The sequence below is a fragment of the uncultured Jatrophihabitans sp. genome (genome assembly GCF_964244045.1).
In the GTDB taxonomy this organism is placed as follows: domain Bacteria; phylum Actinomycetota; class Actinomycetes; order Mycobacteriales; family Jatrophihabitantaceae; genus Jatrophihabitans.
The window spans coordinates 1-23023 of the sequence record NZ_CAXTHK010000002.1; the positions used below are offsets into that span (position 1 = coordinate 1).

The following is a 23023-nucleotide window of genomic DNA, read 5'->3' on the forward strand; positions in this document are numbered from 1 at the left end:
CAGCAACGCAGAGCTGTACGCGAACGATTTACACCACTCCCCGGGGCACGACCGTTGGACCGGTCGCGGCAGAGACTGTGCAGCGCGGGGCGTCGGAGCGGATGCGGGTGTGGACGTTTGCTCGAGCGAGCGATGGGCGGTGTGCTCGTCGGCGACAGCACGTCGCTCGCCCGCGGCGCGGTCGCGGTGGTTCTGGGTGTCGCGTAGTGCGGCTGGGCGGTGGGCGGCAGGCACCGGGGCCAGTCGGACACGAGTCGCAGGTCTAGGTCGCGGGCGCGGTGGGCGTTGTCCAACGGTCGTTGTGCAGCGAGGATGGTGAGCCGGTTCGTGACGTCGTAGCCGGTCGCTTCGGCGCGGGCGAGGTGCTCGGCCAGGGTGGGCCAGTGCGGGTCGTCGACGAGGCCTTCGCTAAGACCGACCGCGAGGTCGGCCCAGCGGGTTGCGGGCTTGCCGGTGGTTGCAGGTGCGGGGCGGGCGGGTTCGGGCAGGCGCTCGGCGATGCGTTGGCGGGCCAGAGCGCGGGGGTCTTCGGTCCATTCGTGGCCGCGGTCAAGCACGTCGTTGATGACGGTTGTGGGGGCGAGACCGAACTGGTCGGCGGTGGCGTTGGCGCGGGCGAGCCACGTCTCGGCGGGCAGCGCTCCGATGACGTCGGCGGCGCGGCGGGCCGCGTGTACGCGTCCTTCGATGGTGTCCAGGCGGTCAGCGAACGGTGCGGTGCGGTCGGCGATGACCTGGTCGGCCAGCGGGGCAGCGGACTCGAGGCCGGCGCGCAGCGCCGCGGCGCCGTCGCTGTGCAGCAGTTCGGCGGGGTCCTTGCCGTGGGTCACGACCAGGTGGCGTGGGTCTTCGCCGCGGGCGACGAGCTGCCAGAACGCGCGGTGCGCGGCCTGTTGTCCGGCGCGGTCATTGTCGGTGGCCACGACGATAGGTGCGCGCGTGGGTGCGTCGGGGCCGTGGTCGCAGGTGCTGATGTAGGGGCGCAGGGCGTCGGCTTGGGTGTAGGTGAACGCGATACCGAGCGGCGCGACGCCGACGTAGTCGGTGCTGCCGTCGGGGTTGGTGCCGGCGAGGGTGACGGCCAGGGCGTCCATTGGGCCTTCGACGACAACGGGGGTGGCGCCGGCGGCGAGCGCCGCGGCGTGCTCGGCTAGCCCGTACAGCGTGTGGCCCTTGGTGAACAGGTCGGTGTCGGCGGTGTTGAGGTATTTCGGTCCGGCGTTGTCCTCGTCGGTCTTGGCGGGGTTGCGGCGGCCGATGAAGCCGAGCGTCTCGATGCCGCTGGTGTCGGTGGTGGGGTCGTGGTCGAGGTTGATGCCCTTGATGGGGAACACCAGGCGGTCGCGGAATCGGTCGACGATATTGCCGGTGCGGGTCTGGGTGCCGAGCCCTGCGCCGAGGATCTCGACGTCGCTGGCGCCGTTGCGGCGCAGGTGGTTGGTCAGCGCGGTCCAGTTGCTGGGGGCGTAGCCGACGACGGCGCGCGGGTCGTCGCTCAGGTCGGTGCCCAGACGTTCGCGTGTGTAGTCGGCGGCCCAGGTGTCGTTGTAGTGGCGGGTGAAGAAGTCTTCGGCGAGCGTGTTGAGCTCGACGAGCCGTTCGCGGGGGACCGCGGCGGTGGCCCAGAAGTGTTCGCGGTTCTGCTCGGCTTCGGCGCGCGAATGGTCGGCCTGCTCCCACCTTTCGACCAACAGTGGAAACGAAGCTCGGGTGAAGTCGTCGGCGAGGTCGGTGTTGAACGGGTCGCTGTTGCCGTCGTCGGTGTCTGGGTCGGGTGCGTCGCCGTCGCTGACCTCCGGTGGCAGGTCGTCGCGGACCAGGCTTTCCAGCCAGTCCTCGTCGGTGCCCTCGACGCCGCTTTCGCCGTCGACGTAGGCGAAGGTGGGTGCCGGTTCGGGTTCGGGCGCCGGTTCGGCGGTGGGTGCGAACGTGGCGGTGGGCGCGGCGCTGGGGTCGGTGATCATGGCGACGCGCCACACAAGTGCGGTGGCCAGCTCATCGGGGTGCAGCGGTTCGTCGTCGGGTTGTCCGCCTTGGAGCAGGTCGTAGGACAGCGCGAGGATCTGGTGCGGTTCCCAGCTGCCGGTGTTGCCGGCGGCGACACCGGCGCCTTGGTCGGGGGTCGTTGCGGCGGTGACGGCGGCGACAAGTGAGGGCCAGGCGGGGTCGGCCATGACTCGTGCGGCGTTTTGCTCGCCGACGACGTCGACCAGGTCGCTGGTCCACGGCGGGCGCAGGGTGTCGGATTCGGACTGGTCGGTCGCGGTCATCGCGGCGGGGGACAGGTGCCCGGCCAGGCGCCACCAGAGCGCGGCGGCGGGTTGTTCGTCGGGCAGCGGCGAGGTGCCGGCGGCGGACCGGGTGAGGGCGGCGGCGTCGATACCGGCGCGGTCGATGGCGGTGAGCCGGTCGGCGAGAGTGGGCCAGTAGGGGTCGCTGGTGATGCGTGTGTCGACGCTGTCTGCGAGCGGTGCCCACTTCGCCGCGGCGGCGTCGGGGTTGCCGAGCACGCGGGTGATCCGTTGGTCGAGCATGCGTTGGGTGCGGGCCTCGGCGGTCGAGGGCTGGGTCGGGCCGGTGGGTCGCCGGTCGGTGTCCTCGACGGCGTGGGCGGCGCGCCATACGGCGAGGTCGGCGATCAGTTCAGGGTCGTGGTGGGTCTGGTCGACCAAGGGCAGCGCCCAGGTTGGTGCGCTGGTCGGGGTCCAGTGCCGTGCTTGCGTCATCAGCTCGTCGCGGTATCGCTTGACCAGGTCAGCTCGTTCGTGCAGGTCCTTGGCCCAGCCGGGGTCGGCAGCGAGCGTCGCGGGGACACCGGTGAGCCATGGCAGTGGTCCGGGCGCGGAGGCGTGTTGACCGCTGGGGGACAGTCGCCAGTCGAGCACTGCGGCGGGGTCGCGGGCGTCGGCCAGGCCGCGGCTGGTCGCGACTGCGGCGCCGAGCGCGGCGGCGGGGTCGTGTCCGTCGAGGCTGAGCAGTGCCAGGTGCGAACGCAGCGCGGGGTAGGCCTCGGCGCTGGTAATGCCGGCGACCGTCTGCTCGGCGGTCGCGTCGATGGCGGCGAGCCGGTCGGGTCCGAGGTGGTCTTCGGCGGCCAGGTTGAGCAGGTAGTGGTAGCGGGCGGCGGTCGCTTCGAGCATCACGTCGGCGCGGGTGAGTTCGCGGCGTTGGCTCGTGGCCGACATGGGAGAGGCGTCGCGGGCCAGGACGCGGGTGAGGATGTCGCCGGCGGTGGGCGGCAGCAGTGCGTCACGGGTGATGACGCTGTGCGGGTCGCCGTCGCCGGCGGTGGTCAGGTACACGTGGTTGGCGTGGCGGCCGCGGGTCATCGCGACGTAGAGCAGTTGGCGCGACTCGTCGCCGGTGGCGACGGTGTAGCAGGTGTCGGCGGTGATGCCCTGCGCGCCGTGGACGGTGGAGGCGTAGCCGAGCTGCACCCGCTTGCGGACGTAGCGGGCGGGCAGGGTCACGTGCCGGTTGCTGGCGCCGTTGGCGTCGAGGTGGGTGACCGACAGCGAGCCGTTGTCGTTGACCGCGTCGACGCGCCACCGGTCACCGTTCTTCACCCAGTCGGTTGCGCTGATGCGGATCCGCCGGTTGTTTTTTCGGGTGATGATCGTGTCGCCGGCGGACGCGCGGACCCCGCCGGACAGGTGCGCTTCACGGCCGGTGACAGCGGCGATCGGCATGCCGGTCTGCTCGGCAAGCCCACGCAGCCGGTCGCTGCGGGCGCGCTCGTTGAGTTCGACGACGAGGTCGCGGGTGGGGGCCAGCATGATCGGGTCGGCGCCGCGGGCACGGTCGCTGCTCCAGGCGGCGTAGGCGTCTTCGGTGACGGTGGTGAGGTCGCCGACGTGGACGCGGCCGTGGTCGAGGTAGTAGGCGATCGCGGCGGGGTCGCCGTCGCGCAGCGCCAGCGATGCTGCTCCTTCGGCGTGGTTCGGGGCTCCGGTGGACGGGTCGGTGAACCGCATGACCTGGCTCAACGTGACCGCACCGTGCTCGTGCGCCAGGTCTCGCAGCGCGCCACCGGCGCCGATCGCGGCGAGCTGCTGGTCGTCGCCGATCAACCGGACGGATGCGCCTTGGCCGGTGATGTGCTCGATCGCCTCGGCCAGGTGCGGCGTGCCGGCCATGCCGGCCTCGTCGATGACGACGAGGGTGTCGGGCCCGATCTGGTTGAGCCAGGCGGGCGGTTCACCCTCGCCGCCGCGCAGGTGGTGGATCAGTTTCGCCAGGGTGTCGGTGGCTGTGCAGCCGCCCGGGCCGATCTCCTCGCGCAGCACCGCTGCGGCGCCGGCCGAGGGCGCGAGGCCGATGACAGTGCCTCCGGACTCGCTCCAGGCACGGGACAGCACCCGCATGGCGGTCGTCTTGCCGGTACCTGCAGGGGCCAGGGCGAGCTGCACCCGCGCACCGGAAGTGGCGAGCTCGTGGACCAGCTGCACCTGTCCGGGGTTGAGCGTGACACCGTTCGCCGTCGACTCGAGCAGCGCAACAGTGAGCACGCCAGCGTCGACGGTGCGGCCGTCGCGCCGCGCGCCGGCGGCGACGATGGATTCCTCGGCGGCGATAATTTCGGCTGAGGTGTAGCGGGCGGCACCGGCGACGGTGAACACCGACGACCCGTCCGAGCGGCGCAGTTTCGCTGGGTCCTTGCCGGCGGCGGTGATCGGGTCGCGCTCGTCGAGCAGGATCGAACGTGCCGGGTCGAGCGCGGTGGCGACGATGTCGTCGACGGCGCGGTCGAGGTCGGCGTAGCGCACGCCGGCCTCGCGCACGACCCGTTCGGCCTCGGCGCGAACGTGGTTGGCCAGCCAGGTGGCGCGCTCGTTGGATACCGTGGACAGCACCTTCTCGGCCGACTGTTCGACCCATCGGCGGGTCACGGCTGTCGGTGCGGTGCGGGTTCGTCGTGTCGCGCGGTGCGCTCCGTTGCGGTCGAATGTGCGCCGGCCGCCGCCGCGCAACGCGTCGCGCACGAAGTAGTGCAGCCTCGATTCGTCGCCTAACACCGCCACGGCCTCGGCCCGCCAGGTCGCGCGTTGTTCGGCGTAGGAACGTGGCTCGTGCTTGCGTTGCCGGGTCGCGAGGTTCGCCTGCTGGGCGAGCGCGACGGCCTCTTTCGGGGTTGGAGGGCGGCCGTGGTCGGCCTGGAATTTCGCCGACAGCTGCGCGCGGTGCACGTCGATCGCGGCGCGCCGTGAGGACCACGATCGGGGCAGATCCCGTCGATGCCGACGATCTCGCGGACGGCCCGCTTCTCCGGGTCGTCGCCGTCGCGGTCGGCGAACTGGACGCCGAGACGCTCGATCAGCAGCGCCTCCAAGCGGGTGTTGTACCGCTCGCTGGCCGGCACGTTGTTCTTGAAGATCGGCCGCCCGTCGAGGGCGAGCCACCGGCCGTCGAGGGTCTGGACCTTGTTGCTGATGGCCACGTGGGTGTGTAGGTCCGGGTCGCCGGCGCGCGAGTCGCGGTGCGTGAACGACGCCGCGATCAGGCCGCGCACCTCGACTTGTGCGACTCCCTGGGCGCCGGTGCGGGTGTAGGTGGCGCTGTCTTCGAGCCAGGTCAGGGTGTCTTTGACCGCGTCGTGGTGGGCCTGCTCGATGACCTGGGCGACCTCGCGCGGCGCGATCGCCCAGAGCGTCGACACGCTCTTGACCGGCGAGAACGACATGTCATAGCCGGCGACCGCGGTGGTTGCTTGGCGCGAGATGCGGGCCAGGTGACCGGACAGCTCGCGGGCGTCGGCGGGCTCGCGGCCGTAGGTCTCGACGAACATCGTCGTCGCGATCCTCGAGCGGATCTCGGCGCGCACGTCCTCGGGCACGGGTGTGTCGGCGTGCAGGCCCTGGGCGGTGTTGTAGTCGCGGAACGCGCCCGCCGTGCGGCGCTGGAACATGTTCGCGGCATCGTGGACCAGGTAGGGCCGCCCGAGCTTTGCGAGCTTGTCCGCCTCGGCCGGGCTCAGCCCTCGAGCGCGGGCGTCGGCGACGATCTGCTCGGCGTTCGGGTGGCGTCCTTCCCCGAACAGCGACCGCATTTGGGCCTCGGTCACGTGCTCGCCAACTGAAAAGTCTGGCACGGCGTCAAGGCCCCGCCCCATCCAGACGCCGGGTGACTCGCCCTTCTCGCTGTAGTAGCTGCCCAAGTCGTCGAAACCGCGGCTAGTGGCGTCGTGCGCAGCCACCTGGCGGGTGAGATACGTGTATCCCTCGCCCGCGGTGAGCTTGCAACGTCATCACGACACGACTGTCGCGCTGCCCTATGCCACCGAATCCCGAAATTCGACCTCACACGTCCCGGAGTGCATGAGGTGTATCGGTTTGCGATCTTGAAAACGCTCGCACTGTCTGGGGATGAGAATTGGGGGGTCGTCCGGGGACGTCGGAACACACTGGTGCGGGTTGTTGAGCCCGATGAGGTGTATGGCGCGGGGTCTTCGGGTGCCGTCTGATTGCTGCTGCGAGCGCGTGGGTCTGTGTCCTGGCAGGAGACCTTCCGGGCGACATCCGCCGGCCCGTCCGGGCCGGCGTTGTCGGGCTGGAAGGGGATGGTCGGGATGGAAGTCATGTTCGAGCGGGTGGCCGGGCTCGATGTCGGGAAGGCGTCGGTGACGGTGTGCGTGCGCACCCCCAGCACCTGGGCGGGCCGACGCAAGAGTGAGACGCGGACGTTCCCGACGATGACCCGTTCTTTGGGCGTGATGAGGGACTGGCTCGTCTCGCAGGGGGTGACGGTGGCGGCGATCGAGTCGACCTCGACGTACTGGAAGCCGCCGTTCTACTGCCTCGAGGAGGTGATGGACGTGTGGCTGCTCAACGCCCAGCACATGAAGGCCGTCCCTGGTCGCAAGACCGATGTGCGGGACGCGGAGTGGATCGCGCAGCTGCTCGAGCACGGGCTGCTGCGTCCCTCGTTCGTGCCGCCGCCGGAGATCCGCCGTTTGCGGCTGCTGACCCGTTACCGCGATCAGCTGCTGGCTGATCGGACGCGGGAGATGATCCGGCTGGAGCTGATGCTCGAGGACGCCTCGATCAAGCTGTCGGCGGTGGTGTCGAGCCTGAAGACGGTGTCGGCGCGAGCCATGCTGGCCGAGATGATCGACGGGCAATCTGACCCTCGGGTCCTGGCGGAGCTGGCGAAGGGCAAGCTGCGGGGCAAGATCCCGCAACTGACTGAAGCCCTCACGGGGCACTTCGACGAGCACCATGCCCGGCTGGCCCGATCGATCCTGCACCGCCTGGATCTGGTCGAAGCGGCGTTGACCGAGCTCGACGGGGTGATCGAGGAGGCGTGCCTGCCGTGGGCGCATCAGCTGGAGCTGCTGCAGACGATCCCTGGGGTCGGGGTGAAAGTGGCGCAGGTGTTCATCGCCGAGACCGGCGGGGACATGTCGCGTTTCCCGTCCGCGGCGCACCTGGCCGCGTGGGCCGGGCTGGCGCCGGCGATCTATGAATCAGCGGGCAAACGGACCCCGGCTGGGGCCCGGCACGGCAACAAGTGGCTCAACCACATGCTGGTCGAGTCCGCCGGGTCCGTGGGGCGGATGCACGGCACGAACTACCTCGCCCTTCAGCACGCCCGCCTCACCAAGCGGCGCGGGATGGGCCGGGCCCAAGTGGCGGTCGCGCACTCGATCCTGGTCGCGGCCTACTGGGTGCTCAAACGCGACGAGCCCTACCGCGACCTCGGCCCGGACTGGCACGTCCGGCGCGACGCCGAAGCCCACACCCGCCGCCTGGTCACCCAGCTCGAACGCCTCGGCCACACCGTCGCCCTCGACACCCCGGCAGCGCCACCGGCCGCCTGACCCGCTGGACACGAACAACCGTCGGGCTACGCCCGACGGCGCTGACGCGCGCGCTCCAATCACCTATTCACGGGTCTGTGCCAGTTCTGTCATGACGAAACGTCGTAGGCTGAGTTGTTACAGGTGACACGTCGGAGAAGCGAGCTGGTGTGGCATGAGCAGACGAACGAATCAGCGGCAGGGTTTGCAGCGAGAAGGAGAGCGTCGTCGTGCCGCGGATCGGATCCGACATGAGCGCGACGTCGCTGTTGAACAGGCCGCGGCCGCCGCGGCGACGATGCCCTTGGTGCGCGATCCCGCCACCGGGCTGCTGGCGTCGGGTCGGCGGGTAGCCGGCCAGGCGGTCGAGTGCGGCTGGTGCAAGCAGGCGATCGTCGTGCAGCGCACCGGCCGAATGCCGAAGTGGTGTTCGCAGGTGTGCCGGCAGCGCGCTTGGGAGCACACCCGAGCGGCCCAGTCGGGACAGGCTGCGGTCCGAGTGGTGGACCGATACGTCGCAGCCGTCCCGAACAACGGCGAGGGATGGATTGCCCAGCTGGGGACGCTCGCCGAGCAGATCACCAGTAACCCGGGACCGATCGGTGACCAAGATCTTGACCAGCTCGCGGCCGCCCTCGAAGTGGCCCAGGCAGCCGTCGTCGGCCGCTCCCAATGGCGTGGACGGCGCAACTGACGAGCGTGTCTGTTCAAGGTGTCCAGCGTGCTCGCTCGCACCCGGACGGCGATGCTGAACGTCAACAGATCCGGGGCGGCGCCGCAGGCTGTCTGCTGATGTCAGATGGTGTCCAATGCTGTCTCTTGATGTATCTTGATGACACACCCCCAGCTGCCTCGCGCGGTTGGGACGAGAGGCCCCGCTTCGGCGGGGCCTCCGCTTTTACCAGGCCTGCGGACGATGTAGCCGGCGTGCGCCTGCAGTGACGACGGCAGGGAACTGCGAGGCCGCAAGGTCGGCGTGGTGGAGCGAGCGCTTGAACGCTGGTTGCTCCCTGAGCAGTGACTGGCTGTGGCCGCCCCCGCGCGGATTGATCAACCCGACAGTGCGTCCGAGTCGCTGCGACAGCACCTGCATTGGAAATGCGAGGTCGGAGTCATTGGTGACGAGTACAGACACGTCGCAGTCGTTCTCGAAGGCATCGACGAGCATCCACGTCGCCAGATTGACGTCCGAACCCTTCTCCTCCATCTTGTGAACACGCGCGGTGGGCGGCGCCGGCGGAGGCGGAGGCGACACGAGGCGGGCGTACGTCTTCGAGGCGAGGAACTGGCCGTAGTGGATCGACACTCGTGAGTTCGAGGCCAATGCCGCGAGGTACGTCTGCTGCCGGGCAACAGAGGCTGGGCCGTCCGGGTCACCCGATTGGGGCTTGATCCGAGCTGTGAAGTAGCGAATGCGCTGCACGTCATTGCGAGGAAGCACTCGGTCGAACAGGGCGGCCAGATCGAGCCATTTGTAGGGCGTGCCCTTGAGGCCGTAGTAGAGGTTGAAGCCGTCGATATAGACGTTCGTGATCGGCGGCATCAAACGCGAGTGGACGGCACAGAGCGCAGCGCAGCGGCGATGTCCTCGGCCTCGAGGTCCGGGAAGTCGTCGAGGATCTCGGCAACTGGCATCCCATCGGCGACCATGCCGACGACGGTCGCGACCGGCATGCGCATGCCCCGGATGCAGGGCAGGCCACCCATCACATCCCGGTTCGTCGTGATCCGTTCGAAAGCCACGGAATCAGCGTAACGACGCCGGCCGTCGCCGGTCGCCATCTCGCGGGGAGAGGTTGGCAGAGGCCCGTGGTAGACCCGGCACACCGAACCCTTTCCGGAGGCGATCATGGCCAGCCTTGCCAAGCGTGCAGACGGACACTGGCGGGCGCGTTACCGCGACGCCGCCGGCAACGAGCATTCGCGGCACTTCAAACGCAAAGTCGACGCCCAGCGCTGGCTGGACGAGGTCACGACGGCGGTCACGACCGGCATGTACGTCGACCCCGGGCGGTCGCAGATCACGGTCGGCGACTGGGCGCAGCGCTGGATCGAGACCAAGGTCAATCTCAAGCCCTCGACGCACGCGCGCTACGAGGGCCTGCTGCGCGTCAGCGTGCTGCCACGCTGGAAGAACGTGAAGCTCGTCGACGTCACGCACGAGGGTGTTGCGGCCTGGGTCGCGTCGCTGACGAAGAAGGGGCTCGCCCCCGCCACGGTCCGTCAGGCGCACCGCGTCTTCTCGCTGGCGCTCACGCTGGCCGTCCGCGACGGCAGGCTGGCGCGCAACCCCGCCGACCACGTCCCGCTGCCGCGGCTGGTGAAGCGTGAGAAGACGTTCCTGACCATGGACCAGGCCGACGAGCTTGCCGACGCCGCCGGCGACTACCGGACGGTCATCCTGTTCCTCGCCTACACCGGCGTGCGCATCGGTGAGCTGTCCGGGCTGCGCGTGCGTCGCCTCGACCTGATGCGCCGCCGCGCCGAGATCGTCGAGGCGGTGGCCGAGGTCGGCGGGAAGGCCGTCTTCAGTTCGCCGAAGTCCCACCAGGTTCGCAGCGTGCCGATCCCACGCTTCCTCGTCGACGACCTCGCGCAGCTGATCTCAGGCAAGGCGCCGGAGGACTTCGTCTTCACATCGCGCAAGGACGGGTTGCTACGGCTCACCAATTTCCGCCCGACGATCTTCGATCCTGCAGTACGAGCGGCCGGCCTGGACGGGCTGACACCGCACGGCCTCCGTCACACCGCGGCGTCCCTGGCCATCACCAGCGGCGCCGATGTGAAGGTCGTCCAGCAGATGCTGGGGCACGCCAGCGCCACGATGACGCTGGATCTGTACGGCCATCTGTATGGCAATCGCCTCGACGAAGTAGCCGATCGGATGGACGCGTTGCGGAGCGCGCGAAAGCTTCCAGAGGACGCTGAGATTCTGCCGTTCCCTGCCAGTGGCGACTGATCTCGACGAGGACGATGGGTTGCCTTCGAGCCTACGGCTGTTCATAATTGATCGTGTTCAATTATTCTGAACGGACGAAGATCTTGAACGCAGTTGTCACTGCGGTCAGGACGACGCTAGCCACGACCTTCGGTCGAGATATTGAGGTCGTGCTCAATCCGACGCCGCAGCGCGGCTTCGATGGGACCCTCGTCTTGACTCTCGACGTTCCGCCAGTTCCGCTCATGGTCGTCGCACGCCAGTACATGAGCACGACTGACGTTGCGGCATCGCGGCACGAGCACAGCGACGACCAAATGATCCTGTTTGTACCTCGGCTGACGCCCAGCGTTGTCGATACATGTCGCGCTCTCGGCGTCAACTGCGCCGATGCGGACGGCAATCTCTTTGTTCGGACGTCGACCAACGCCGTTGACATCGTCGGCCGCCCGGTTGGGGCGAGCCGAGATCTTGCGGGTGACACAAGCAGCCCGGCTCGGCTAACGAGCCGCTCGGGGTTGCAGATCATCTTCGTTCTGCTGGTCGAGCCGGAGTTCTGCAATGCGCCGTACCGGACGATTGCGGATGCCTCGGGCGTGTCCCTGGGGACGGTCGCGAGCGTCTTCAGGGCCCTCGACCGCGACGGCTACGTCGCGCGGACCGCGCACGGCCGCGAACTGCGGAGGACGTCGCGGCTGCTGAACACCTGGACCGACGGGTATCGGGTCCGGCTGTTCGACAAGCTGCGCCTCGGCGGCTTCGGCGCCAACCAGCCCGACTGGTGGCAGGTCTCTCGAGACGTCGTCCGGCAAGCGGGGGGCCAATGGGGCGGGGAGACGGCTGTGTGGGCCGCCGGCGGCAATCTGCGGCCGGCGCAAGGGATCGTCTACGTCGACGATGTTGCACCGTCTCTCGTCGGCGCGCTGCGACTGCGTCGCGACCCGCGCAATCCAGCGCCGGCCGAACTCCGACGGCGCTTTTGGCGCGTGCCGTCGTGGAGTGAGCGGGACACCGTACCCAGCCCGCTGGTGTACGCCGACCTGCTCGCCGACGGCGATCCCCGGCTCATCGAGGCCGCCGCCTCGCTGCGCAACAACGACCCTGAGCTTCGGCGCCTCGATGAGTCTTGACCGGATCCCGTTCCGCGAGGTGCTGGAACATCTGGCCGAGCTGTCCGATGCGGCCGGCGTCGAGATGATTCTCGTCGGCGCCACGGCACGCGATATTGCCCTGGTCGCCGAGAACCAGGACGCGGCGCTGCGAGCCACCAACGATGTCGACGTAGCCGTCGCGGTGCAGAACGCCGAGGCCTTCATGCAGTTGACCTCGTCGCTGACGCCGGCACGCCGAGGCGTTGCGCACAAGTTCACCGTCGCTGGCGTCGAGGTCGACATCGTCCCTTTCGGCGGCATCGAGAGCCTGGAACGAACCATCACCTGGCCGGACGGTGCCGTCATGAACACGCTCGGCTTCGCCGAGTCCGCCCGATCCGCACTGCGTATCAAGCTCGGCGGCGAGCGGACCGTGCTCGTCGCCTCGCTCGCCGCGCAGGCAGCCCTGAAGATCTTCGCCTGGGCAGACCGGAACGACCGGACCGAGCGAGATGCGGTCGACCTTCGCACCCTCATCGACGCCTACAGCGCCGCCGATCGCTTCGACAACCTTTACGCAGAGGGCAACCAGGGCACGCTGGCGCACTACGACTACGACGTACGCCACGCCGGCGCGCATCTGCTCGGTGCCGACGTCCGAGATCAACTCGGCGGTCTGGTCGCCGCGCGATGTGCGCAGACCATCGGCACCGACGACTCTCGCGCGTTCGAGCGGCTGTCCCGAGCCATGCGCGCGGACGTAGCCGAGAACGCCAATCTGCTCGTCGCGTTGCGCTCCGGACTTGCTTCCCAAGGGTGACGCGCGGACGGCTCGCGGACCTGCTGCGGACTTTTTGCGGACTAAGCCGCAGTTGATCATGTTCCCGGAACTGGACCAGGACGCTGCGGGCCAGTAAATACTGGCAAAATAGTGGTGGGCCCCGTCGGGCTCGAACCGACGACCTACGGATTAAAAGTCCGCTGCTCTACCGACTGAGCTAGAGGCCCTGATGCACGGCCGACCTTACCGGCACAACGTCGACGCGACACGCCCGGCAAACAGGCTCGTCAGGACCCGTTGCATGGTTGTCCACCTCTAGACACCTGCCCGAAACGCAGCAATGTGAGCGTGGGCGCATGCCAACCGCAACACACACGTCCTGCATCCGCCCGGTACTCGTCGGCGACCCTGCCGAGCCCCAGCGCACCGAGATCGACGAACTCGCCGCCTTGTCGCGTCGCCCGTGGACGCTGCGGGTGGGGAACCAGCCCATGATCGTCCGAACCAGCACCGCGCGGGACATCGCGGCCGTCGCTCAGATGCACCGACGGTGCTCGGCGCGCTCGCTGCTCGACCGTTACCGCTCGGGCGGGCGGGCGCCGGCCGTGGCAGCACTGGACTGGTCGCTGCGCAATCCGCTCAGCTTTGTCACCGTGACCACAGACGGCTCGGTGATCGCCACGGTCAGCGTCCGGCGCGACCCCGAGCACAACTACCTCTGCGCCGAGGCGCAGCTGCTCGTCGAGGATCGCTGGCAGCGCCTCGGGATCGGCAGCGAGCTGATGACGCACATCGCCGGCGTCGCCCAGGTCGCGGGTTACAACGAGCTCATCGCCTACCCGGCCACTGCGGTACCGGCCGCGCAACGGCTCATGATCGAGATCGGGCGCACCCGAATGGTGCCTGACACCGCGAATGCCCACCTGCACACCTATCTGCCCGAGAGCGCGACGCTGGGTCTGGGCTCGGTGCGCCAGCGCCTCGCCGGCTGATCCAACAGGCGTGATCAACAGCGTCGAAACGTCGGCAGGCGACGTTTCGACGCTGTTGATCACTGGGTGGGTCAGCCCTGCTTCTCGCCCAGCGCCACAAGAACGCCGGCCAGCGCGAAGTACTTGTTCTTGCCCAGGTCGGCGATCGTCTTGATCCCCAGCGCATCGGCCAGCGCTGCGTCGTGCTTCTCGGTCAGACCCGCGAGCGCTGACGGCGGCGCGGCGAGGATCTCGTCCAGCGTCTTGTTCTCCCACGCCTTGTCGAGACCCTTGTCCAGCTTGACGGACACAGCCATGTAGTCCTCCTCGTTGATCGTGCGCGTGCCGCCGTCCGGCGGCCGCGCCACGACCAGCGTGGTGCACCTTGATCTTTCCGGCAACCCCGCTCACTGCGGGGCGACGGACGCCCACGGAACGCTCACCTCGCCGTGCCGCACCCGCGTGACGTCGACCGGCCAACCCCGCTCGAGCAACCCGGCACCCGCGGCGATCCACCGCTGCCGCGTCCCGAACGCCGACAACGCGGCGGCGGAGTCCCAGGCCCGGTCGAAGTCGCGCAGCAGCGCATGGACGGCCTCGCCAGGCACGTTGTGGTGGATCAGCGCTTTCGGCAACCGTTCGGCCAGGACGGACGGCCGCTCGAGGTCCTCGACGCGGCAGGCAAACGTGACGGTGCGCGGCCCGGTGGCGTCCAGCAGCACCCAGCAGCCGAGTCGGCCCAGCTCGTCGCACGTGCCTTCGACGAGCAGCCCGCCAGGCGCCAGCCCTCCCAGCACCGTCTGCCACGCGGCCAGTGCCTCGGGCTCGGTGTACTGGCGAAGCACGTTCGCCGCCCGGACCAGGAACGGACGCGACCCGGTCAGCTCGAAGCCGCCGCGGGCAAAGGTCAGCCGCGGCGGGTCAGCCGCCGGCAGCGCCGCTGCCACCCGTTCTGCGTCGATCTCCAGCCCCAGCACCCGGACATCGGGACGCACCCGGGCCAACCGGCCGGCCAGCTCCACCGCGGTAACCGGAGTGGCGCCGTAGCCGAGGTCGACGACCAGCGGATCTGCCGCGGCCCGCAGCGGCGCGGCAAGGGTCGAGCAGATCCAGTTGTCCATGCGCCGCAGCCGATTGGGGTTCGTCGTGCCCCGCGTCGGCAGCCCGAGGGCACGCGCCCGCCCAGCGGCAAGCCGTTTCGCCTGGGGTGGCATGTCGGAAACGGTAGCGTCGAGGGCGTGTCGCACCTGCTCGCCGAGTTCACCACGCTGCGTCTCGGCGGCCCCGCTCGCCGGGTCGTGACGGCCGGCTCGACCGCCGAACTCGTCGACGCCGTGCGAACCGCCGACGCCCAGGGCGAGCGGCTGTTGGTCATCGGTGGCGGGAGCAACCTCGTCGTCGGCGACGACGGCTGGGACGGCGTCGTGGTGCTTGTGCGCAACACCGACGTGGTCGTGCGCACCGATTCCGAACGCGCTCAGATCACCGTCGATGCAGGCGTCACCTGGGACGACCTGGTCGCCGACACCGTTGCGCAGGAGTTCTCCGGGCTGGCAGCGATGTCCGGGATCCCCGGTTCGACAGGCGGGACGCCGGTGCAGAACGTCGGCGCGTACGGCATCGAGGTGGCCGACGTCATCAGCGAAGTGCGGGTGCTCGACCGGCACACGGGCGAGCTCGAGGACTGGCCCGCCGCTCGATGCGCGTTCGCCTTCCGCAGCAGTGCGTTCAAACATACCGATAGGTATGTCGTCCTCACGGTCACCCTCACTCTTCCGCAGAGTCCGGACGCGCCGCCCATCCGCTACGCCGAGCTGGCCCGTCGCCTCGGGGTCGAGATCGGCGAAGCGGCGCCGTCGAAGGACGTACGCGAAGCGGTGTTGGCGTTGCGGGCCAGCAAGGGCATGGTGCTGGACGAGCCGGACCCTGACACGTGGAGCGTCGGGTCGTTCTTCGTCAACCCGTTCGTCGAGCCCGACCTCGTGCCAGAAGGCTGCCCGCACTGGGCAACCGATGAGGGCATCAAGCTCTCGGCCGCCTGGCTGATCGAACACGCGGGCTTCGGCAAGGGGTTCGGTCTCGACCGCGGCGACGGGCGGGTGGCGCTGTCGACCAAACACACCCTGGCCTTGACGAACCGCGGCGGCGCGACGACCGCCGAACTGCTCGAGCTGGCCGCAAACATCCGCGACGGTGTCGAGCGCCGTTTTGGCATCCGGTTGCGCCCGGAGGCGCATCTGGTGGGCGTCCAGTTCTAGCGACTCGGACGGCGTTGGGGGCGGCGTCGATGCAAGAGCCGGCGTGGTTGGGGCTGGCGAGGACGTCGCAGGCTGCGCCGCCGCCGAAACGGCCGGGAACGGCCCGGGCGCGGTCGAGCATGAGAGCGGATAGCTCGGGGCGTCGGTGCTGGCAACCCCGCTCCCGTTGCCTGGGTCGCCGAGATCGTTCGGATTCGTGACCGGGAAATGGACTGTAATACCCGTGGTGTTACAGGGCGAACCTGTGGTGATCGGGTTGCCGTCCTGGTCGTAGAGGCGCACGTTCTTCAGCACCGAGCCGTCCGGCCCCACGGGGTAGATGTTGCTGACGTTCGACGTGTCGGTTCCGGTGCCGTCGTAGCCGCCGCTGTCGACGTAGGTCTGTATTGGTGCAGTGGCCTGGCGGACAAGTGCGACACCGTAGACAGCGAGCGCGAGACCGATCATCGCGACGACCGTGCGCTGCCGATTCTGCGTGAGTCCCCGTCGCCCGAGCCACACCGACGCGACGAGGGCGAGCGCCAGCAGGATGGCGCCGGCGACCCTGTTGCCGCCGATCTCGGGCACCAGCAGGTCGGTTCCGGATCGCTGCGTAGCCGCAGTGCACACCTCGACGATCAGGTAGGCCCGCAGCAACCACCACGCCGGAGCCAACGCGCGCAGCAGATCGACGAAGCGCGCGTAGCCGAGCATCGAACCCAGCAGTACGTCGAGTCTCTTCAAACGCTTGCGCAACGCCTGCCAGGGGTGGGTCGTCGGGGTGGCATCGAGGCCGGCCGTCGCGCGGAGCTCCGAAGCGTAGGCCTCAGGCGTGCCGATCAGCTCGACAAGCGTTCCGCCGCGGTCGGCCTGGACGTCGGCGAGGTGCTGGGGGAGGTCGTCGAGCAGGTCCTCGCGTTCCGCATCGGGCAGATCCGCCAGCGCAGCATGCACTGCGGTGACATAGTCGTCGATCTCGCTCGTGATCGTGCTCATGCCGCGTCTCCGATCAGCAGGTTCTGCATGGTCCCGGCGAAGTCGTTCCAGACCTTCGTTGAGAGCTCGAGGCGCGCCCGACCCGCCTTGTTGATCGCGTAGTACTTACGGTGCGGGCCCTCCTCGCTCGCCTCGACGTAGGTCGTCAGCGCGCCGGACTGAAACAGCCGGCGCAGCGTGCCGTAGACCGATGCATCGCCGACCTCGTCGAGCCCGGCAGCCCGCAGCCGCCGCACGATGTCGTAGCCGTAGCCGTCCGCATCGCGCAGCACGGCCAGCACCGCGAGGTCGAGGACCCCTTTGAGCAACTGGGTCGTATCCATGCGGTGCACGGTACTGCGCTATACGCAGTAGCGCCAGATGGTTCTAGTGTCGTGTCAGCGGTGGGTTCTAGCCAATCGTGCGGCGCGCCACCTTGTGCGGCGCGGCCTGCGCGATGGGCTTCACCACCAGCAGATCCACGTTGACGTGCGCGGGCCGGGTGACAGCGAAGGCGATCACATCGGCGATGTCGTCGGCCACGAGCGGGTGATCGACGCCTTCGTACACCTTGTCGGCGGCGGCCTGGTCGCCGCGCAACCGGGTGAGCGAGAACTCCTCGGTGTGCACCATGCCGGGCGCGACCTCGGTGACGCGAATCGGCTTGCCGTTGAACTCCAGGCGCATCGTCTCGACGACCGCGGTCGCGCCGTGCTTGGCCGCGGTGTAGCCGGCGCCACCCTCGTAGACGAGGTGACCGGCGATCGACCCGACGACAACCACATGCCCGCCGTCACCCGCCTCGAGCGCGGGCAGCAGCGCCTGCGTCACCCGGAGCACGCCCACGACGTTCGTCTCGAACATCTGCTGCCAGTCGGCCGGATCGGCGTCGGCGATCCATTCGGTGCCGAGCGCGCCGCCGGCGTTGTTGACGAGCACCGCGACGTCGTCGAGCGTGGCAGCGAGCGACGTCACCGACTCAGCCGACGTTACGTCCAGCGTCACTGCGCGGATCCCGGGCACCGATGAAGCGAGGTCGTCGAGGCGCTCGCGCCGCCGGGCGGCTGCGACCACGTCGTACCCCTCCGCGGCGAGCCTGCGCGCCGTCGCCGCCCCGATGCCACTGCTCGCCCCGGTCACCACTGCTGTTCCTCGCGACATGCTCCGATTCTGCCGCCGGCCGCGCTCGGGCATGATGCGACAGGGCGATCGTGGGACTTATTCCACTGCCGCCAGCGTTCGGCAGGGGGACGCCGGGTGAAGGAGGGCACGTGAGGCTGCAGCGCGTAGCGATGCTCAGCGTGCACACGTCCCCGCTCGACGCCCCGGGCGGCGGCGATGCCGGCGGCTTGAACGTCTACGTCGTCGAGACGGCCAAGCGCCTAGCCGAGGCCGGCGTCGACATCGAGATCTTCACCCGGGCCACTTCCAGTGACCAGGCACCCGAGCAACCCCTGTGTCCGGGCGTCACTGTGCGGCACGTCACCGCCGGGCCTTTCGAAGGACTCGCCAAGAACGACCTGCCAGCACAGCTGTGTGCCTTCAGCGCCGGCGTCATGCGCGCCGAGGCGCGCCACGAGCCCGGCTACTACGACCTCATCCACTCGCACTACTGGCTCTCCGGCCAGGTCGGCTGGCTCGCCCGCGAGCGCTGGGGCGTCCCGCTGGTGCACTCGGCCCACACGCTCGCCAAAGTCAAGAATGCGCTGCTGGCCGATGGCGACGAGCCCGAGCCGAGGGCCCGCGTGATCGGCGAGGAACAGGTGGTGGCCGAAGCCGATCGGCTCATCGCCTCCACCGCCGACGAGGCCGCGCAGCTCGTCGAGCTCTACAGCGCCGACCCACGACGCGTGCGCACCATCGCACCAGGCGTCGACCTGGAGAACTTCGTTCCCGGCTCGGCGTCCGCGGCCCGTTGCCGGCTGGGCCTCCGGCCGGACGCCTTGACATTGCTGTTCGTCGGACGCATTCAACCGCTCAAGGCCCCGGACGTCCTGCTGCGCGCCGTCGCTTTGGTGAACGCCGATCCGGACCTCGCCGGCCGGTTGCAGGTCGTCGTGCTGGGCGCGGCCAGCGGCACCGGCTTCGAACGGCCTCGGCACCTCGAGACGCTGTGCGACGAGCTTGGGCTTGCCGGCGTCGTCGAGTTCCGCCCGCCGGCCTCGCGCACGGTGGTCGCCGACTACTACCGCGCCGCCGATCTCACCGTTGTGCCGAGCCACAACGAGTCCTTCGGGCTCGTCGCGCTCGAGTCGCAGGCCTGCGGGACGCCGGTCGTCGCCGCCGCGGTCGGCGGGCTGCCGACTGCCGTTGCCGACGACGTGTCCGGCGTGCTCGTCGATGGGCACGATCCCGTGCAGTGGGCGAAGGTGCTCACCGATGTGCTGCGCACGCCCGACGTCCTGCAACGGCTCGCGGGCGGCGCGCGGCCGCATGCCGAACGCTTCTCGTGGAGCCGCACGGCCGGCGGCCTGCTCGTCGCCTATCGCGAAGCCATTGCCGAACTAGCCCACTTGAGAGAGGTCGCGATCCACCAATGAGCGACGCTTGCGGAGCGAGCAATGCAATGACGTCGGTGCCCAACATCATCGACTCCACGCTGCGCGAGCTGGAGCTCGAGTGGGAGCGCGTCGACGACGCGACCTTCGCGGTCGCGCTGCCCGGCGACAAGCGCCTGAAGACGGCGTGCCTGCTGACCGTCGGCGCGCATGCCCTGCAGATCGAGGCATTCGTCATGCGCGCGCCGGAGGAGAACCGCGAGCGTGTGTACAGCTGGCTGCTGCAGCGCAACGCCCGCATGTACGGGGTCTCGTGGTCGATCGACAGCACCGGCGACGTCTACCTCACGGGCCGCGTACCGCTCGGCGGCGTCACGCCAGACGAGCTCGACCGGCTGTTCGGTGCCGTACTCGAGTACTCGGACGGCTCGTTCAACCTGCTGCTCGAGATGGGCTTCGGGTCGTCGATCAAGCGCGAGTGGGCGTGGCGAGTCAAGAACGACGAGCCGCTGCACAACCTGATGGCGTTCAAGGACTTCGCGCAGCGCCCCTGACCACGCAACATCGTTCTCAGTGAGTCGCAACGGCCAGCTGGGCAGAACACGCACAACCGGTGTCGATGGAGGAGATCTCATGGCGTTGCTCGGGAAGCTGGTCAAGGGTGGTCTTGCTGCGAAGGCAGTGCAGGTCGCGCAGCGGGAGCTCAAGAAGCCGGCGAACCAGAAGCGGATCAACGACGCGGTGACGAAGCTGAAAAGTCGCCAGAAGCCCACCAGTCCCTGACCGGCCGGCCGATGCGGTGGCAGGCCCGCTGGCAAGATGACGGGCATGGCAACGCTCGTACTGCTCCGTCACGGCGAGAGCGACTGGAACAAGAAGAACCTGTTCACCGGCTGGGTCGATGTCGACCTGAGCGCAGACGGCGTGGCCGAGGGCGAGCGCGGTGGTCGGCTGCTCGTGGACAACGGTCTGCTGCCGGACGTCGTACACACCTCGCTGCTGCGCCGCGCGATCCGAACCGCCCAGCTCTCGCTCGACGCAGCCGACCGGCACTGGATCCCGGTGCGCCGGTCGTGGCGACTCAACGAGCGGCACTACGGCGCACTGCAGGGCAAGGACAAGGCCCAGGTGCGCGACGAGTTCGGTGACGAGCAATTCATGCTGTGGCGCCGCTCGTACGACCAGCCTCCGCCGCCGCTGGCCGACGACGACACCTACAGTCAGGTGGGCGACCCGCGGTACGCCGACCTGCTCGAGACGGTGCCGCGCACAGAGTGCCTGGCAGACGTCGTCCGGCGGATGCTGCCCTACTGGTACGACGCCATCGTGCCGGACCTGCGCTCGTCGGACGTCGTGCTCGTCGCCGCCCACGGCAACTCACTGCGCGCCTTGATCAAACACCTCGACGGGCTGTCGGATGACGCCGTCGTAGGACTGAACGTACCTACGGGTATCCCGCTGCACTACGAACTCGACGACACCACCCTCATGCCGACCGGCCCCGGCACCTACCTGGATCCCGACGCCGCGGCGGCAGCCATCGAGGCCGTCGCGAATCAGGGCAAGAAGTAACTCAGCGCAGTGGGCTGATGCCGTTGCTCGCCGGGTTGGGACGCTCGCCGGTGACGATGAAGATCGTGCGACGGGCGACGGCGACGGCGTGGTCGGCGTAACGCTCGTAATAACGCCCGAGCAGTGTCATATCGATCGCGGCCTCGGTGCCGTGGGCCCACCGCGGTGAGAGCACCAGGGTGAACAGCTTGCGGCGCAGCGCGTCCATGGAGTCGTCCTCGGCCTCGATGGCCTGGGCGAGCGAGATGTCGCGCCCCTGGACGACCTCGCCGACCTTGAGCACCAGCGAGTGCGCGACTTCACCCATCTGGGCGATGACATCGCGGGCCTCCTCGGGCACTGCGGCGTCGGGGAAGCGCAGGCGGGCGATCTTGGCGACGTGCAGGGCGAGGTCGCCCATCCGCTCGAGATCGGCGACGAGGTGCAGGGTGGTGACAACGACGCGCAAGTCGGTCGCGACTGGCTGCTGCAGCGCGATGATCTGGAAGGCGCGGTCCTCGAGTGCGACCCGCAGGTCGTCGACCTTCTGGTCGGCGTCGATGACGCGTTCGGCCCGGTTCAGGTCGGCGTCGAGCAGGGCGCCGGTGGCTTGGTCCATGGCGACGGCCACCATGCGGATCATCTCGGCAACGCCGGCACCGATCTCGTCCAGCTCGTCGTGGAACACGTCACGCATGACCGGCACGATCCGGGCGTAGAGCAACAGCGGCGGTGTTGTGCGATGAACGGCGCCGGGCGTCGAGGTGAACAGCGAGGGGCTGCACGGGCGCCTCCCTCCTGGTTGCGGGGCGGACAGCGAGTCCGCCCGTACCCTTATTGTGTGCCAACGCTGGCGTTAGTCGTAGCGATCGTGGCCCTCGCCGCAGGTGTGGCGCTCGGGCTGGCACTCGGCACGGCTCGCCGTCGGTCGGTCGACTCGGTTGCGGCCGGCACCCAGGACACCCCATCGGCGCCCGCTCCGCCCCCGTCCGAGCCCCGCATGACCCAGCCGCTCGCATCGCTCGTCGTCGAGGCGCTCGATCACGGCGTCATCGTCGTCGACCGCGAAGAGCGCGCGGTACTGGTCAATCCGGCCGCGCGCGCGATGGGCGTCTTGGACGTCGACACCCTCGCCTTCCCCGACCTGGTGTCCATCGCGCGCCGGTCCATGGAGGTCGGCGTCAACGTCACTCGGGTCATGGACCTGCCGATGGGTCGGCTCGGACGCGAGCCGATCGCGCTGTCGGTCACCGCGGTGCCGCTGCGCCGCGCCGCAGACGCTCGCGTCACCGGCGTGTGCCTGCTGCTGGCCGATGTCAGCGAGCAACGGCGTCTCGAGGCCGTGCGCCGCGACTTCGTCGCCAATGTCTCCCACGAGCTGAAGACGCCGGTCGGCGCGTTGACGTTGCTGGCGGAGGCGATCCAGGACGCCGCCGACGAGCCTGCGATGGTGGCCCGCTTCGCCGGACGCATCCAGCACGAGGGTGCGCGGCTGGCCAAGCTTGTTGGCGAGCTGATGGAGCTGTCCCGCGTGCAGGGCGCCGACCCGATGCCGGGCGCCACCGAGGTCGACGTCCGGCACATCCTGGAAGAAGCGATGGAGCGCACCCGGTTGGCCGCCGAGCAGGCGTCGATCTCGGTGACGCTGTCGTGCTCGCCCGACCTAGGGGTCCAGGGCAACGCGGCTCAGCTGGCCACGGCGGTCGCCAACCTCGTTGACAACGCCATCTCCTACAGCGGCAGCGGGACGAAGGTGGCCGTGACGGGCCGGGTCGACGCCGACGACACAACGGGCAACACCGTCGACATTTCCGTCACCGATCAGGGCATCGGTATCGCTGAGGCCGACCGCGACCGCATCTTCGAGCGTTTCTACCGCGTCGACCCGGCTCGCTCGCGAGCAACGGGCGGCACTGGACTGGGCCTGGCCATCGTCAAAAACATCGTCACGAACCATCTCGGCTCGGTCTCGGTGTGGAGCGCCGATCGGTCCGGGTCGACATTCACCATCCGGTTACCACGCGTTCATGCAGATCGTCCATCGTCAGCCACGAACGGCACGGCCGGAACGTACGGCACACACTCGTCGACCGGTTCGGTCGCCACTGAGGAGCGGGCATGACGCGGGTACTGGTCGTCGAGGACGCCGAAGGGTGTTGGGCACGACCCGCAGGGACGGAGCGGGC

20 protein-coding genes, 1 tRNA gene and 1 pseudogene are annotated in these 23023 nt (G+C 69.1%); 12 read left to right on the forward strand and 10 right to left on the reverse strand.

Going from position 1 to position 23023, the window contains the following annotated elements; genetic code table 11:
• The coding region (locus ACFFC4_RS01775; protein ID WP_375497642.1) for a toprim domain-containing protein at positions 1 to 3776 on the reverse strand (3776 nt) is incomplete at its 3' end.
• Between the two features lie 129 nt (positions 3777 to 3905).
• A pseudogene (gene mobF, locus ACFFC4_RS01780) lies at positions 3906 to 6193 on the reverse strand (MobF family relaxase); the annotation flags it as partial.
• A 291-nt stretch (positions 6194 to 6484) separates the two neighbouring features.
• Here mobF and ACFFC4_RS01785 point away from each other — a divergent pair.
• Positions 6485 to 7816: an IS110 family transposase gene (locus ACFFC4_RS01785; protein ID WP_375497174.1), complete on the forward strand. Its 1332-nt coding sequence runs from the start codon at positions 6485 to 6487 to the stop codon at positions 7814 to 7816.
• Between the two features lie 286 nt (positions 7817 to 8102).
• Positions 8103 to 8489: a hypothetical protein gene (locus ACFFC4_RS01790; protein WP_375497176.1), complete on the forward strand. Its 387-nt coding sequence runs from the start codon at positions 8103 to 8105 to the stop codon at positions 8487 to 8489.
• A 204-nt stretch (positions 8490 to 8693) separates the two neighbouring features.
• Here the strand turns inward: ACFFC4_RS01790 and ACFFC4_RS01795 are convergent, their stop codons facing one another.
• On the reverse strand, positions 8694 to 9338 hold the full coding sequence (locus ACFFC4_RS01795) for an NYN domain-containing protein (protein ID WP_375497178.1): 645 nt from the start codon (positions 9336 to 9338) through the stop codon (positions 8694 to 8696).
• Positions 9338 to 9538 carry a DUF433 domain-containing protein gene (locus ACFFC4_RS01800; protein WP_375497180.1) on the reverse strand — a complete coding sequence of 67 codons (201 nt, stop codon included), beginning with the start codon at positions 9536 to 9538 and terminating at the stop codon, positions 9338 to 9340. The genes ACFFC4_RS01795 and ACFFC4_RS01800 overlap by 1 nt, the downstream gene beginning before the upstream one ends.
• Before the next feature lie 106 nt (positions 9539 to 9644).
• Between ACFFC4_RS01800 and ACFFC4_RS01805 the strand changes: the two genes are divergently transcribed.
• From ACFFC4_RS01805 to ACFFC4_RS01815, 3 genes are all read left to right on the forward strand, one after another.
• A complete protein-coding gene (locus ACFFC4_RS01805) occupies positions 9645 to 10754 on the forward strand; it encodes a tyrosine-type recombinase/integrase (RefSeq protein WP_375497182.1) in 1110 nt (369 codons plus the stop codon).
• A 497-nt stretch (positions 10755 to 11251) separates the two neighbouring features.
• Positions 11252 to 11863: a type IV toxin-antitoxin system AbiEi family antitoxin gene (locus ACFFC4_RS01810; protein WP_375497184.1), complete on the forward strand. Its 612-nt coding sequence runs from the start codon at positions 11252 to 11254 to the stop codon at positions 11861 to 11863.
• A complete protein-coding gene (locus tag ACFFC4_RS01815; RefSeq protein ID WP_375497186.1) occupies positions 11853 to 12644 on the forward strand; it encodes a nucleotidyl transferase AbiEii/AbiGii toxin family protein in 792 nt (263 codons plus the stop codon). Before ACFFC4_RS01810 ends, ACFFC4_RS01815 begins: the two co-directional genes overlap by 11 nt.
• A 112-nt stretch (positions 12645 to 12756) precedes the next feature.
• Here ACFFC4_RS01815 and ACFFC4_RS01820 read toward each other — a convergent pair.
• Positions 12757 to 12832, reverse strand: a tRNA-Lys gene (locus ACFFC4_RS01820).
• A gap of 129 nt (positions 12833 to 12961) precedes the next feature.
• Here ACFFC4_RS01820 and ACFFC4_RS01825 point away from each other — a divergent pair.
• Complete coding sequence (locus ACFFC4_RS01825; protein WP_375497188.1) at positions 12962 to 13597, forward strand: GNAT family N-acetyltransferase; 636 nt, start codon at positions 12962 to 12964, stop codon at positions 13595 to 13597.
• 71 nt (positions 13598 to 13668) lie between these two features.
• Here the strand turns inward: ACFFC4_RS01825 and ACFFC4_RS01830 are convergent, their stop codons facing one another.
• The gene (locus ACFFC4_RS01830) at positions 13669 to 13893 is read right to left on the reverse strand and encodes a hypothetical protein (RefSeq protein ID WP_375497644.1); all 225 of its coding nucleotides are present in this window, start codon (positions 13891 to 13893) and stop codon (positions 13669 to 13671) included.
• A gap of 90 nt (positions 13894 to 13983) precedes the next feature.
• Positions 13984 to 14790, reverse strand: a complete 807-nt coding sequence (locus tag ACFFC4_RS01835; RefSeq protein WP_375497190.1) for a class I SAM-dependent methyltransferase — start codon at positions 14788 to 14790, stop codon at positions 13984 to 13986.
• Positions 14791 to 14814: 24 nt separating this feature from the next.
• Between ACFFC4_RS01835 and ACFFC4_RS01840 the strand changes: the two genes are divergently transcribed.
• The gene (locus ACFFC4_RS01840) at positions 14815 to 15834 is read left to right on the forward strand and encodes a UDP-N-acetylmuramate dehydrogenase (RefSeq protein ID WP_375497192.1); all 1020 of its coding nucleotides are present in this window, start codon (positions 14815 to 14817) and stop codon (positions 15832 to 15834) included.
• A 971-nt stretch (positions 15835 to 16805) separates the two neighbouring features.
• Here the strand turns inward: ACFFC4_RS01840 and ACFFC4_RS01845 are convergent.
• Positions 16806 to 17132, reverse strand: coding sequence for a PadR family transcriptional regulator (locus tag ACFFC4_RS01845; protein WP_375497194.1), 327 nt, complete (start codon positions 17130 to 17132; stop codon positions 16806 to 16808).
• Between the two features lie 67 nt (positions 17133 to 17199).
• Positions 17200 to 17949, reverse strand: a complete 750-nt coding sequence (locus tag ACFFC4_RS01850; RefSeq protein WP_375497196.1) for an SDR family NAD(P)-dependent oxidoreductase — start codon at positions 17947 to 17949, stop codon at positions 17200 to 17202.
• 131 nt (positions 17950 to 18080) lie between these two features.
• Here ACFFC4_RS01850 and mshA point away from each other — a divergent pair, with 131 nt between their 5' ends.
• From mshA to ACFFC4_RS01870, 4 genes are all read left to right on the forward strand, one after another.
• Positions 18081 to 19328, forward strand: coding sequence for a D-inositol-3-phosphate glycosyltransferase (mshA, locus tag ACFFC4_RS01855; RefSeq protein WP_375497646.1), 1248 nt, complete (start codon positions 18081 to 18083; stop codon positions 19326 to 19328).
• The gene (locus tag ACFFC4_RS01860) at positions 19325 to 19840 is read left to right on the forward strand and encodes a YbjN domain-containing protein (RefSeq protein ID WP_375497198.1); all 516 of its coding nucleotides are present in this window, start codon (positions 19325 to 19327) and stop codon (positions 19838 to 19840) included. The genes mshA and ACFFC4_RS01860 overlap by 4 nt, the downstream gene beginning before the upstream one ends.
• Positions 19841 to 19919: 79 nt before the next feature.
• Positions 19920 to 20069, forward strand: a complete 150-nt coding sequence (locus ACFFC4_RS01865) for a hypothetical protein (protein WP_375497200.1) — start codon at positions 19920 to 19922, stop codon at positions 20067 to 20069.
• Positions 20070 to 20114: 45 nt separating this feature from the next.
• The gene (locus tag ACFFC4_RS01870) at positions 20115 to 20858 is read left to right on the forward strand and encodes a phosphoglyceromutase (protein ID WP_375497202.1); all 744 of its coding nucleotides are present in this window, start codon (positions 20115 to 20117) and stop codon (positions 20856 to 20858) included.
• 1 nt (position 20859) lies between these two features.
• On the opposite strand, the gene phoU is transcribed toward ACFFC4_RS01870, so the two are convergent.
• Positions 20860 to 21534: a phosphate signaling complex protein PhoU gene (phoU, locus tag ACFFC4_RS01875; RefSeq protein ID WP_375497204.1), complete on the reverse strand. Its 675-nt coding sequence runs from the start codon at positions 21532 to 21534 to the stop codon at positions 20860 to 20862.
• Between the two features lie 144 nt (positions 21535 to 21678).
• Here phoU and ACFFC4_RS01880 point away from each other — a divergent pair, with 144 nt between their 5' ends.
• The gene (locus tag ACFFC4_RS01880; RefSeq protein ID WP_375497206.1) at positions 21679 to 22959 is read left to right on the forward strand and encodes a sensor histidine kinase; all 1281 of its coding nucleotides are present in this window, start codon (positions 21679 to 21681) and stop codon (positions 22957 to 22959) included.
• Positions 22960 to 23023: the final 64 nt, after the last annotated feature.

Excerpts from the sequence above, each read along its gene's own strand:
- ACFFC4_RS01795 (WP_375497178.1), bottom strand. The coding sequence starts at position 9,338 with ATGCCGCCGATCACGAACGTCTATATCGACGGCTTCAACCTCTACTAC.
- ACFFC4_RS01805 (WP_375497182.1), top strand. The coding sequence starts at position 9,645 with ATGGCCAGCCTTGCCAAGCGTGCAGACGGACACTGGCGGGCGCGTTAC.
- ACFFC4_RS01815 (WP_375497186.1), top strand. The coding sequence starts at position 11,853 with ATGAGTCTTGACCGGATCCCGTTCCGCGAGGTGCTGGAACATCTGGCC.
- ACFFC4_RS01825 (WP_375497188.1), top strand. The coding sequence starts at position 12,962 with ATGCCAACCGCAACACACACGTCCTGCATCCGCCCGGTACTCGTCGGC.
- ACFFC4_RS01830 (WP_375497644.1), bottom strand. The coding sequence starts at position 13,893 with ATGGCTGTGTCCGTCAAGCTGGACAAGGGTCTCGACAAGGCGTGGGAG.
- ACFFC4_RS01835 (WP_375497190.1), bottom strand. The coding sequence starts at position 14,790 with ATGCCACCCCAGGCGAAACGGCTTGCCGCTGGGCGGGCGCGTGCCCTC.
- ACFFC4_RS01845 (WP_375497194.1), bottom strand. The coding sequence starts at position 17,132 with ATGGATACGACCCAGTTGCTCAAAGGGGTCCTCGACCTCGCGGTGCTG.
- ACFFC4_RS01850 (WP_375497196.1), bottom strand. The coding sequence starts at position 17,949 with ATGTCGCGAGGAACAGCAGTGGTGACCGGGGCGAGCAGTGGCATCGGG.
- mshA (WP_375497646.1), top strand. The coding sequence starts at position 18,081 with ATGCTCAGCGTGCACACGTCCCCGCTCGACGCCCCGGGCGGCGGCGAT.
- ACFFC4_RS01860 (WP_375497198.1), top strand. The coding sequence starts at position 19,325 with ATGAGCGACGCTTGCGGAGCGAGCAATGCAATGACGTCGGTGCCCAAC.
- ACFFC4_RS01865 (WP_375497200.1), top strand. The coding sequence starts at position 19,920 with ATGGCGTTGCTCGGGAAGCTGGTCAAGGGTGGTCTTGCTGCGAAGGCA.
- ACFFC4_RS01870 (WP_375497202.1), top strand. The coding sequence starts at position 20,115 with ATGGCAACGCTCGTACTGCTCCGTCACGGCGAGAGCGACTGGAACAAG.
- phoU (WP_375497204.1), bottom strand. The coding sequence starts at position 21,534 with ATGCGTGACGTGTTCCACGACGAGCTGGACGAGATCGGTGCCGGCGTT.